Source organism: Actinomyces minihominis (assembly GCF_900187855.1).
Lineage (GTDB): Bacteria > Actinomycetota > Actinomycetes > Actinomycetales > Actinomycetaceae > Scrofimicrobium > Scrofimicrobium minihominis.
The window spans coordinates 428,094-439,918 of sequence record NZ_FYEG01000001.1 but is presented as its reverse complement, the minus strand read 5'-3'; the positions used below and the strand labels follow the sequence as shown (position 1 = coordinate 439,918).

11 protein-coding genes are annotated in these 11,825 nt (G+C 59.3%); 9 read left to right on the top strand and 2 right to left on the bottom strand.

Annotated elements, in window-relative coordinates; translation table 11 throughout:
* The first annotated feature begins 195 nt into the window (after positions 1–195).
* From CS903_RS02050 to trxA, 5 genes are all read left to right on the top strand, one after another.
* Entirely contained in the window at positions 196–1,812 is a 1,617-nt protein-coding gene (locus tag CS903_RS02050; RefSeq protein WP_164996644.1) for a type I restriction enzyme endonuclease domain-containing protein, read from the top strand.
* A 39-nt stretch (positions 1,813–1,851) separates the two neighbouring features.
* On the top strand, positions 1,852–2,382 hold the full coding sequence (locus CS903_RS02045) for a YbhB/YbcL family Raf kinase inhibitor-like protein (RefSeq protein WP_099331861.1): 531 nt from the start codon (positions 1,852–1,854) through the stop codon (positions 2,380–2,382).
* A gap of 50 nt (positions 2,383–2,432) precedes the next feature.
* Complete coding sequence (locus CS903_RS02040; RefSeq protein ID WP_207203719.1) at positions 2,433–2,681, top strand: PLD nuclease N-terminal domain-containing protein; 249 nt, start codon at positions 2,433–2,435, stop codon at positions 2,679–2,681.
* Positions 2,682–2,743: 62 nt separating this feature from the next.
* Positions 2,744–2,866 (top strand): hypothetical protein, encoded by a 123-nt coding sequence (locus CS903_RS09575; protein ID WP_277984861.1) that lies wholly within the window; start codon positions 2,744–2,746, stop codon positions 2,864–2,866.
* Positions 2,867–2,984: 118 nt separating this feature from the next.
* On the top strand, positions 2,985–3,410 hold the full coding sequence (gene trxA / locus CS903_RS02035; protein WP_099331860.1) for a thioredoxin: 426 nt from the start codon (positions 2,985–2,987) through the stop codon (positions 3,408–3,410).
* A gap of 230 nt (positions 3,411–3,640) precedes the next feature.
* Here trxA and CS903_RS02030 read toward each other — a convergent pair whose 3' ends face one another.
* Together CS903_RS02030 and CS903_RS02025 are read right to left on the bottom strand one after the other, a co-directional pair.
* Complete coding sequence (locus CS903_RS02030; RefSeq protein WP_099331902.1) at positions 3,641–4,783, bottom strand: trans-sulfuration enzyme family protein; 1,143 nt, start codon at positions 4,781–4,783, stop codon at positions 3,641–3,643.
* A 25-nt stretch (positions 4,784–4,808) separates the two neighbouring features.
* Positions 4,809–5,168 (bottom strand): DUF488 domain-containing protein, encoded by a 360-nt coding sequence (locus CS903_RS02025; protein WP_099331859.1) that lies wholly within the window; start codon positions 5,166–5,168, stop codon positions 4,809–4,811.
* A 165-nt stretch (positions 5,169–5,333) separates the two neighbouring features.
* On the opposite strand from CS903_RS02025, the gene CS903_RS02020 reads away from it, so the two are divergent.
* The 4 genes from CS903_RS02020 to CS903_RS02005 all read left to right on the top strand — a co-directional run bounded on the left by CS903_RS02020 (position 5,334) and on the right by CS903_RS02005 (position 11,763).
* A complete protein-coding gene (locus CS903_RS02020) occupies positions 5,334–6,950 on the top strand; it encodes a DUF7059 domain-containing protein (RefSeq protein WP_242491701.1) in 1,617 nt (538 codons plus the stop codon).
* A gap of 149 nt (positions 6,951–7,099) precedes the next feature.
* The gene (topA, locus tag CS903_RS02015) at positions 7,100–9,877 is read left to right on the top strand and encodes a type I DNA topoisomerase (protein ID WP_099331858.1); all 2,778 of its coding nucleotides are present in this window, start codon (positions 7,100–7,102) and stop codon (positions 9,875–9,877) included.
* A gap of 6 nt (positions 9,878–9,883) precedes the next feature.
* Complete coding sequence (tmk, locus tag CS903_RS02010; RefSeq protein WP_099331857.1) at positions 9,884–10,567, top strand: dTMP kinase; 684 nt, start codon at positions 9,884–9,886, stop codon at positions 10,565–10,567.
* Positions 10,564–11,763 (top strand): DNA polymerase III subunit delta', encoded by a 1,200-nt coding sequence (locus CS903_RS02005; RefSeq protein ID WP_099331856.1) that lies wholly within the window; start codon positions 10,564–10,566, stop codon positions 11,761–11,763. Before tmk ends, CS903_RS02005 begins: the two co-directional genes overlap by 4 nt.
* Positions 11,764–11,825 lie beyond the last annotated feature (62 nt).

Below are 11,825 nucleotides of genomic sequence, written 5' to 3'. Positions count from 1 at the left end.
CCCACAAGGAGTCCTCCTTGTCAACGACCCACCCCTTATTAACTCTGTGGGAGTTAATAACAGCCACTAACACGCGCCACCACGCCACCAACCCCGATCATAAACACCACGTTCTGGCCTTTATCCCCTTATAGGAGAGCTGGTGTTGCTCTGATCTCACCCCTGTTTGTTGGACACTGATTGATGGAGATTGGCGTGTCTAAGAAGAGGGAGTTGTCTCGTGTTGGTGTCGACACGGATGCTAAACGCCGCGCGGCGATGCAGCCTTTCATCGGTGTCCCCGGGAAAGCACTGGTGGTGTGTGCGACGCGAGAGATTGCCGCGAACCTGTATGAGGAGATAACGGCTCTTCGCCCCGAGTGGCACAGTGACGACGACAAGAGCGGGAAGATCAAGGTCGTTTACACCGCGAGCCCTGCCGACACCGCCACCATCAAGAAGCATATGCGCCGCCCCAGTGCGAATGAGGAAATCAAGAAGCGCTTGCGGGATGAGGACGATGAACTAGAGATCGTCCTCGTCAAAGACATGCTGCTCACCGGGTTTGATTCCAAGCCCCTGCACACCCTGTATCTGGATCGCCCTTTGAAGGGGGCGCTGCTGATGCAGACGTTGGCGCGAGTCAACCGAACCTTCCGGGGTAAAGAAGACGGGCTTTTGGTGGCGTATGCCCCGGTTGCCGAAAACCTTGGGGAAGCCATGCGGGAGTGGACGACCCAAACTGGAGGGCAGGACGGCACACCGGGAACAACTGCGGAAGAGGCGGCGGCGGCCGCATTGGAAACGTTGGACGCCCTCGACAAGATAGTTGGGGTCGATTGGAAGCCGCTGTGGTACTCAAAAGACCGGCGTTACGACGCGGTGAAACTCATTACCAGCCGTCTGCGTGACCCCGCCACTGAGGACAACTCGGTTGAAGGGGATGGTTACCGACGGCCGGTTGCCGACCGTTTTCGGGCCCTCGCTAAAGGGCTGGCCCGCAACTACGCCATTGCGGGATCGCCTCCCCCGGAGGGTCAGGCGGCCCAGCAGAGACCCCGACTTGAGGAGCGGCGGGCGGATGTTCAGTTTTACGAAGAGGTACGGGTGTGGCTAGCCAAACTGGATGCCCAGGACCGCCTTGCCCGCGGTGAACCGGTACCGGATGATGTGAAGCGTTTACTTGGCGAAATAGTCGTGGCATCGACTGAGTCTGAAGGAGTCATCGACATTTACGCCAAGGCGGGTCTGGCGCGACCACAGTTGGAGTCACTAACTCCCGAGTGGGTTGAGGACGCAAGCCAGCCGACGAAAGCGCAAATGGCAATTGATGCTTTGCGGGCTCTATTGCTGTCAGAGATGTCTGCGACCGCGCGACATAACACCGTGCGAAGAGAGCAGTTCTCCAGTCAGGTAAATGAGCTCATGATTCGCTACACGAACCAGCAACTCACGGCAGCGCAAGTAATCGCGGCGCTCGTAGAGATGGCGGGTGATGTTCGTGCCGAAGCGGGGCGCGGTCAGACTTTCGATCCTCCTCTTGGAATTGATGAGCTTGCCTTTTATGACCTGATTGCGCAAAACCAGTCGGCTGTCGATGTGATGGGCTCGGACGTCCTCGCCCAGATTGCCCGTGAACTGGTGGAAACCATGCGTCGCGACGTGCGGACGGATTGGACTGTGCGGGCGGATGTGAAGGCGAAGTTGCGGCGGAACATCAAGCGCCTGCTGCGCAAATGCAAGTACCCACCCGACCAGCAGGGGGATGCGGTGCGGGAGGTTGTCGCGCAGATGGAAGCGATGGCCCCGCGGTTGGCGAGTGAAGGACCTTAGACTGGAAGAGGAATACGTGCGAATCAAAGGAGAAATGCCATGAACCTCAATGATCGTCCCGTAGCGGCCGACCCCTACGAAATGCTGCCGGCTGTCCCCTCTTTCACCGTTGAATCCGATCAGTTTGTTGACGGCGCGGCAATGCCCGTCGAGCTCACCGGAGAGGGAAGCGATACTTCCCCGTCTCTGCGGTGGCATGGTTTCCCTGAGGAGACCAAAGGTTTCCTGGTGAGCTGTTTTGATCCGGATGCTCCGACACCCGCCGGCTTTTGGCATTGGACGGTTGTCGGCCTAGATGCAGACACCACGGAGCTGGAGGTCGGGGCCGGAGCTGACGATGTTTCCCTGCCGGTTGGGGCCTTCCACCTCCGCAACGACGGCAGCGACCACGCATACATGGGACCCATGCCACCCGAAGGTGACCGCCCGCACCGGTACTACTTCGCGGTGCATGCGCTAGATACCGACGAACTTGACCTCGATTCTGATTCGAGCGCCACCCGTGCAGCGTTTACACTATTGCCACACCTTCTGGCGCGCGGCGTATTGGTTGGAACATACCAGCGCTGACGCCGCGGCCTGAGGCTTACAAATATCTAACTTCGACCGTAAGGAAGCCCATGCTCGCACAACTAACCGCGACCCTTCTACCGATGTCAACCACGGGCCAGCAAGCCGCTTCGGTGGGGATGAGCATTCTCATCATCGTTGCCTCCATCGCCTACTTGGCACTGTTCATCGGTGCGTTGGTGTCCATTGTCAGAAGCGACAAGTACACGACCGGAATGAAAGCGCTCTGGATTCTGATCTGCTTTATCGCTCCGTTTGTCGGTTCGCTTGTCTGGTTCCTCTTCGGACGCAAGGGCTAGACCTTTTCGACTCCGCTCCCGCAGGCTAGTGACTAAGGTACTGGCTGCGAATCGGAGGAAGCATGTCTCACGCTGTTGAGATCACCCTGAATCCCCACAAGCACCGCTTTGAGGCTCACCTCAACGGCGAGCTTGTGGGGAAACTCGTTTACAAAGAAGACGATGACGTCATGTCGGGCTTATAGGACACCTGGCCGGGAACCCTACTTTGAGGGGCGTCGGGGTGTTTCCGACTTGGCCGCGGGCTTAACGAGTTCGCTTTGGGCTTCTGCACGGTCGAGGGGGTGGGGGCATAATCAAAGCATGGGAACTGCAGCATGTACTTCGTGTGGAAAGAAAAACCGGGTTCCGGAGATTGCCAAGGGAATGCCGACGTGCGGTCAGTGCGGGAGTCCCCTGCCCTGGTTGACGAATGCCAGCGACCACAACTTCAGCAAGGTGGTCGATACCAAACTGCCCGTTCTGGTTGATCTGTGGGCACCGTGGTGCGGGCCGTGCCGCATGGTCGCCCCAATCCTCGAAAAGGTCTCCAAGAAGTACGCCGGGTCCCTAAAGATCGTCAAGGTGAACGTAGATGACAACCCGAGGATGCAGGCTCGCTTCAAGGCCATGAGCATTCCGACGATGGTGCTACTACGAGACGGTAAGGTCGTCGCTAAGCAGGTGGGGGCCCTTCGACAACCTCAGCTTGAGCAGTGGCTGAAATCGAAGGGTGTGCGTACCCAGTAGAGGGGCGGCCACCGCCTTTTACTGCTGGAACACGTTCCTCAGGAAGGCGATGTAAACCACTGCAAAGACTGCCACAACACCAATGTTGGTGATCAGGCGTAATGCGAAGTGGTTACGAAGGAACGCGACATCAAGGCCGACGATTAACGCCCCATGACAAGTAGGTAGATGACAACGAAAACGGCGTGGTTCATGAGACCTCCCTGTGTTAGTTGCGATGCTCCTGGCTACTAGGTGCGGCTGCTCTCTAAAGCCTGGGTAATGTCCTGCCACAGGTCATCCACGTCCTCAATCCCAATGCTGAGGCGAATGAGATTAGTCGGTACCCGGTCTGGTTCCGACGGGTGACGTCGGCGGCGTTCAGCCAGTGATTCGACTCCGCCGAGGCTGGTGGCTGAGACGAAAAGTCGCAGTGCTTCCACGAACCGGTCAGCCCGTTCCTCTCCGCCCTCAACCTCAATCGATACGATGGCACCGAAACCCGAAAGCTGCTCTTTGGCCCGTTCGTGATGGGGGTCGGTTGGAAGGCCGGGGTAGCGAACCCTCGAAATTTCAGGGTTTGCTTCGCAGCGTTCAGCCAGGGCTTGCGCCGAGGCTTCCGAACGGTCCAGACGCAGCGCCATGGTTCGAAGTCCCCGCAGTGCCAGCCAGGCCTCAAATGGTCCAGGGATTCCGCCGCGTAGGCTGCGCCGTGCGTGGAGTTTCTGGCGTAGCTCAGGGTCTTTGGTGACGGCGATGCCGAGGATGACATCGGAGTGCCCCGAAATGAACTTGGTAGCTGAATGCACCACCACATCCGCACCGATGCGCAGCGGTTGCTGGCGCAGAGGCGTGCTAAATGTGTTGTCGACTGCCACGAGCAGACCGCGCTGTCGGGCAGCTTTGATCAGTGTGGGAAGATCAGCGACCTCCAGCAGAGGGTTCGAAGGGGATTCGATCCACAGCAGATCTGCGCCATCCATGGCTGCGATGGTGGCTTCGGTATCAATTGGGTCGACCTCACGCAGCTGGATCTTGCTTTCGGCGGCTAGGGCGCGGGCCAGGCCGACCGTTCCGTTGTATGAGGCGGTGGGGATGACAATGGTGCCACCGCCGGGAACCAGGTCGAAGACAGCCGAGACAGCCGCAAGACCCGACGCGTAGGCCAAAGCTGGAACCTCGGAACCTTCCAGTGCCGCAACGGCCTTTTCGAGAGGTTCCCAGGAGGCATTGGAAAACCTGGCATAAACCCGATTCTCGGGGGTGACGTAGTCACTGCCAACGAAGGTTGAGGTCATGGCAATGGGCGGGTTGACTGCGGCGCCGTCTACGCGGGGAGGGCGCCCAAGGGACACGACGGCCGTGTGCTGACTGTGGGAAAAAGGCTTTGACATGGTCACGAGGCTACCCCTGGAGTGTTCAGGGCATCAGAAGCTTTTGCAGTACGGATGCTTCCGAAATATCCACGGCCTTCGAGGCGGTCAATAGGGTGAGTGGACTCGCCTTTGCCATCTCAACCAACTTTGCAAACTCGTCAGACTGGGGTGGGTTCTTCAGTTCGTCCTCGTACTTCGCCGTGAAATCGGCAAACTTGGCGGGATCGTGGTTGTACCACTTACGGAGATCAGTCGATGGTGCCACCTCTTTGGCCCAGAGGGTCAGGTCCGCCCGCTCTTTGCTGATGCCACGCGGCCAGAGCCGGTCGACTAGGACCCGCGCCCCATCGCTTGGTTCCACGTCCTCGTAGATTCGCTTGACCTGAACCTGGGTCGTTCCCATAGCGTCCCCTTCTATCCGGTCTGAGACCTTCGGCACTATCAGGGTAGAGCGACCCGCCGACATTTTCGAGGGCCAAGGTGACTTTCGATCTCTAGTGGGTGGTGGAAGTGCGTCGAGAACGGCTGATGTCGGTGGTCTGTGGCAGGGTAATGGCGGAGGTGGGGGATGACTGAAATGAATGAGCCCGGGGTGCTTCTGAACCTTGAGGTAGGTCTGATTGATCTTCTCCGGGGGGATCTTGAGATAGCGGGGTGGACCGTAGAGGGCGTTGACGCGTTACTGTCACCGATGTCCAAGTCTGCGATGGAACGGGACCAGATGGTGCCTGCCATCCTGCAGCTGCGTGATCACACCTCTGCGATGGCTGTTTTGACCAGCTTGTTCATTTTGGCCCAGCCGATGGTTCGCAGCTCCGTCTCGTATGCGTTGCCCCACCTTGGTGTCGAAGGGGCTGTTGCCCTGGGAATCGTAGTTGAGGACGAAGAAGACGGTCTGGTTCGTGCGACTGTGGACCTGCGCCCTCACGCGGCCACCATCCCCAACTGGGACGCCGATCCTCAGGATGAAGAGGCGCGCACTATCACCCATAACTGGTGGGTCGCCTCCGATCAATCACAGGTGCAAACCGGGCGTCCCCCAACGGATGATTACGTTCTCGGCATCGCCTCGGCCTCGACCAACCTGCTGCGCATGACCATGCGACAAAAGGTCTCTTCAGCCATGGATATGGGAACTGGTTGCGGGATTCTAGCCCTCTACTTGGCCACGCACGCCAAGCGGGTTGTTGCCACCGATATCTCAGAGAGGGCCTGCAACTTCACACGCTTTAACTCCCTGCTCAATCAGGTTGAGGTCGATGTTAGGCAGGGCTCCCTCTTTGAACCTGTCGAAGGGGAAAGCTTTGACCTGATCACCTCAAACCCGCCATTTGTGATCACTCCGGATGCTGTGCGTAAGCGCGCCAACCTTGAGTACCGGGACGGGGGCCTGTCCCGGGATAATCTCATTCCTTTAATTATGAAGACCGCAGTTCAGCACCTCAATGATGGTGGCACCCTGCAGATGCTGGCGAACTGGGAGGTCGAGGCCAAGCCGGAACGGTGGCAGCGCCGCCCCCGCCGCTGGGTTGAAGAGGCGGCAGAACCACTGCTTGCTGATGGGCGTAGCGTCGATGCCTGGGTGGTGCAGCGCGATCTTATTGATGTCGCCCAGTACGCCGAATGGTGGATGCGGGACCAGTGGGGTGAGGGCGTCCCACGTGAAATGTGGGCAGCAGAGTATGAGACGTGGTTGAAAGACTTTTTCCGCGCGGGCGCCTGGTGGGTTGGACTCGGATCGATTGCGATCCGAGTCGGTCGCACTCTCGGTATGCCTCCGGGTGAGTTGACGTTCGTGGCCGAGCACCTTTCGGAAGGTGAGCCGCTGGATGGCGTGGCCGTCGCAACCGCCCTCGGAAATCTTCAACTACCTGAGGACTGGGGAAGTACAGTCTTTGAACGCCAAGGCGATGTTCGCGAAGTGCGCTACTACGTTCCCGGGCAGTCTGACCCCGAACTGATCCGGGTCACCCAGGGACGTGCTGGAGGGCGGGAACGAACAGTCTCTTCAGCGGTAGCTGCGCTTATCGGGGTTTCAGAGGGTGAACTGGCCCCCAACCAAGTGATCCCTGCCGTAGCGCACCTTCTTGGTAAGAGCGGTGATGACGTGCTCGAAGAGGTGCAAGAAGCTCTTCCTGAACTGCTCAGATCCGGGGTGCTGGTGGTTGTTGAACCACAGGGATAGGCAGACTGTGCACATCCACAAAACTATGGTTCCGCTTGACCGGCACTGGCAGCGTGGGTATATGGTCAGCCCTGACGGTCTTAGAAGAAGCCATCGCAAAGACGTACCGTAGCGGTACTGAAAGATATTGAGGACGGAGCCAAGCGAAATTGAAGCTTGTAATCGTAGAGTCACCGGCTAAGGCCCAGACGATTCGCGGCTACCTGGGGGATGAGTACCAGGTAGAGGCATCGGTTGGGCACGTTCGTGATCTCCCCACCCCCTCCGCCCTACCGAAGACCATGAAGAACGGTCCTTACTCAAAGTTCGCAGTCGATGTCGAGGGCGGGTTCAAGCCCTACTACCAGGTCCACACAGACAAGAAGAAGCGTGTGGCAGAACTGCGTAAAGCCCTCAAAGACGCCGATGAACTCTTCCTGGCAACTGATGAGGACCGAGAGGGTGAGGCCATTGCCTGGCACCTTCTTGAGGTGCTCAAACCGAAGGTTCCGGTCAAGCGCATGGTGTTCCATGAGATCACTAAGGACGCCATCCAGGGCGCTCTAGCCAACACCCGTGACATTGACCAGGACCTGGTTGACGCTCAAGAGACGCGTCGAATCCTTGACCGCCTCTACGGGTATGAGGTCTCGCCAGTTCTATGGCGCAAAGTAGCCCCTTCTCTTTCAGCCGGCCGCGTTCAGTCCGTGGCAACCCGGCTGGTGGTGGACCGTGAACAGGAACGAATGGCACATGTCAGTGCCGAGTACTGGTCACTTGCCGCAACCGTTATCCCGACCTCTGCGGAGGGTGACACCGAACGGGCATTTGGTGTCAAGATCAATGCTCTCAACGGCGCGCCGATCGCTGCCAGTGCGGACTTTGGTGACAACGGTTTGCTTACCGAAAAGGCGAACAAGGCCGGGACGGTTGTCCTTGACTCAGGCGTGGCGGAACGACTTGCCGTAGCGCTAGAGGACTCGCGGGGGACAGTCACAGCTGTGACGCAGAAGCCGTACCGCCGTCGCCCAGCTGCGCCCTTTACGACCTCGACCCTGCAGCAGGATGCTTCGCGCAAACTGAAGTGGAATGCGTCAACTACGATGCGTGTGGCCCAGACACTTTATGAGTCGGGTTACATCACCTATATGCGTACGGACTCAACCAATCTGTCGGGACAGGCCATTTCAGCTGCCCGAAAGGTCGCCGTAGAGCGCTACGGTGAGGCCAGCATTCCTGAGAAGCCTCGATTCTACGCCAAGAAGCAGAAGAGCGCCCAGGAGGCCCATGAGGCCATCCGGCCCTCGGGTGACCACTTCCGCTCCCCAGAGTCTCTGGCGGACACATTGTCCGCGCAGCAGGTGGCCCTGTACCGGTTGATTTTCCAGCGCACCGTTGCTTCCCAGATGGTTGACGCAGTTGGTTTCACCGCCACCGTCAAGGTTGACGTGAACCTGACCGAAGAGGTCGAGGGGTACTCGGTCGCATCCGGATCGACTTCGGGAACTGTCATCACCGACCCTGGCTTCCAGCAGCTTTACCGGGAGTCAAAGGATAAGAGCAACGGGGCAAAGGCCTCAGGCAAGGTTGAAGAGCAGGATCTCCCCCAGGTCTCTGAGGGAGAGGGTGTTGGCGTTACCGAGGTCGAAGCCGAGGGACACCGAACCACGCCACCCGGTCGCTACACGGAAGCAACCTTGGTTAAGGCCATGGAGGATTTGGGGATTGGACGCCCTTCCACCTATGCAGCCACCATTCAAACCATCGGAGACCGCGGCTATGTCACCCACCGGGGTCAGTACCTGGTTCCGACGTGGCTGGCATTCTCAGTGACCCGCCTGCTGGTTGAAAACCTCTCCGAGCTGGTTGACTATCAGTTCACGGCCTCAATGGAGGCCGACCTAGACCACGTCGCCGCGGGTGAAACGGCAGGCACCGAGTGGCTCAAGCAGTTCTACTTTGGTCAAGCCGGTCCGGGTGCCAAAGAGGTCGAGGGGGAGGAAGCCAAGGTCGAGAACCCGGTTGCAGTTCACGGCCTGCGTCACGCAGTCGAAAACCTTGGAGTCATTGATGCCCGTGAGGTGAACTCGGTGGACGTGGCGCCCGGTGTCGTCCTGCGCATTGGCCGCTACGGTCCCTATCTGCAGCACGAGGACGGTCGGCGCTGTTCGGTGCCACCGACGGTGGCGCCGGATGAAATGACACCGGAACTTGCGGATGAACTTCTCACTCAGGCTGCTTCCGATGGCCGTGAACTCGGAGTTCACCCTGAAACCGGGCATATGATCATTGTCAAAAACGGTCGCTTCGGTCCTTACATCACCGAGGTTTTGCCTGAACCCGCTGAGGTTGAGGGAGAGGAGAAGCCGGCGAAGAAGACAGCCAAGTCCAAGACTGCACCTAAACCCAAGACCGCCAGCCTTTTTTCCTCAATGGATATCAGCACGGTCACCCTTGAGGATGCTGTTCAGTTGATGTCCCTGCCGCGTGAAGTTGGCAAGGACCCAGAGTCAGGTGATGTCATCACCGCCCAGAATGGTCCCTACGGCCCGTATCTCAAGAAGGGGCGTGACACCAGACCACTTCCCAGTGAAGAGTCGCTGCTGACTGTCACCCTTGAAGAGGCGGTGCAACTTTACGCTCAGCCCAAGACGCGACGTGGAGCAGGCTCGGTCAAGACCGCCCTTCGTGAGTTCGGTGAGGACCCCGTGACCAAGCGACCCGTCGTCGTCAAGGATGGCAGGTTCGGCCCCTATGTCACTGATGGTCAGACCAATGCCACGGTGCCCAGATCAGAGACGGTTGAGGGATTGACTGCAGAGCGCGCTTACACGCTTCTGGCTGATCGACGGGACAAGGCTCCGGCCGCGAAGAAGGCTCCGGCACGCAAGCCCGCCACCAGGAAACCCGCGGCTCGTAAACCCGCCGCCAAGCGCGCAGCAAAGTAGTCGCCAGTGAGTGAAGAGCAGGGGTGGGCTCTAGACGAACTCGCCAGGTCTCTGGTTGACCGTGAAGGGCCGGGTCTTTTTATCTCATTTGAGGGTGGGGATGGCTGCGGCAAGTCCACCCAGGTCAAGCGGCTAGCCGAAGAGTTGCAGGCGCGCGGAGTTGACGTGCTTTCAACCCGGGAGCCCGGTGGCACACCCCTGGGGCAGAAGCTGCGTGAGCATATTCAGCACGGGCCAGCCGATGTTGACCCGCGGACCGAAGCTCTGCTCTACGCCGCCGATCGGGCCTATCATGCTGCGACCCTGCTCCGTCCCGCGATCGCCGCGGGAACGACGGTGCTTGAGGACAGGTACACGGACTCTTCCGTGGCGTACCAGGGGGCGGCCCGCGACCTCGGACCGGAAGAGATCCGCCGTCTTTCCGACTGGGCCACCCAAAACCTACAACCCGATATCACCCTGCTCTTCGATGTCGATAGCGAAGAGGGGCTTCGTCGCGTTCACTCAATGGGTGAGGGGCTAGACCGTCTCGAAAGTGCGGGTCTGAGCTTCCACCAGCGAGTTCGTGAAGAATACCTCCATATTGCTAAGCAGTTTCCGGAGCGCATTGTTGTGCTTGACGCCGGCCAGTCGATACCGCAGGTGTTTGAGGACGTTGTTCAGGCCCTGCTCACACGGGTTAAGCAATGACCATTTGGGATCAGCTCATTGGACAGCCAGAGGTCGTGAAGACCCTGCAGGCCGCTGCGCTTGAGGGACGCCAGATTGTCGAGCACAAAAATGCCGGCCGGCAGGCACTGGCCCATGCCTGGCTGATTACTGGGCCCCCGGGATCCGGGCGGTCAACGGCAGCCAAGGTTCTTGCCGCTGCCCTGCAGTGCACCGGTGAGACGCTTGGGTGTGGGACATGTAGCGGTTGCCACACCGTCCTGGCTGGAACGAATGCCGACGTGCAGGTGTACGCAACCGATGAGACTACCTACAAGGTGGATGAGGTACGGGAGAGCTGGCTGGGTCATGCCTACGATGCCCCCACCGGCGGACGCTGGCGCGTGACGATTGTCGAGGACGCCGATCGCCTCGGTGATCAGTCAGCCAATGCCATCCTCAAGTCGGTTGAAGAGCCCCCGGATCGGGGAATCTGGATCCTCTGTGCCCCAACTCCGCGCGAAGTCCTCACCACGATTCGCTCGCGGTGTCGCCAGTTGGCGCTACGGGTTCCGGCCGCTGAAGAAGTGGCCCGATACCTGGCTGAAACCGAAGGTGTTCCCTTCGAAGCGGCCTTCCAAGCCGCCACGATTGCCCAGTCCCACGTGGGGTTTGCCCGGGGAATGTTGCGTAACGCCAATCTCCGGGATGAAATCAAGGCGGTCTTCTCGCTTCCCCTGAGGGCGACCTCTGTGGGGCAGGCTGTCCATTCCGCAGGTCGAATGCATGAGATGGTCAAGAAGATGTCTGAAGAGAAGACGAAGGTCACGGATGCCCGTCTCTACGCCGAGTTGCTCAAGTCTCTGGGGATTCGAGAGGGCGAGAGAGTGCCCCCCTCCCTGCGTGCCCGGATTCGAGACTTTGAAGAGCGACAGAAGCGCCGCAACCGGCGCGCCCTCGCCGACATGATCGATCGAGCACTGACTGATCTGCTGTCCTTCTACCGGGATGTGCTGACCGTGCAGTTTCGCTCAGGGGCTAGCCTGGTGAACATTGACATGGTGAACCAGGTCGAAGAGGTCGCAGCTGCAACCACGGTGGAGAGTTCTCTTGCCCGAGTTGAAGCCATCGGGTTGGCGCGACAACGAAACCAGGGATCAGCCGCGCCTTTGCTCCTCTTGGAAGCACTTGCGATCAGCCTGGTTGACCCTCTGGGAACGGCTCCGTCCCGGGCCTGACAAATGGGGTGCCTTTGGCTACACCCCTTTCGCATTCCAGATTCAACCTGTAACGATTGGCC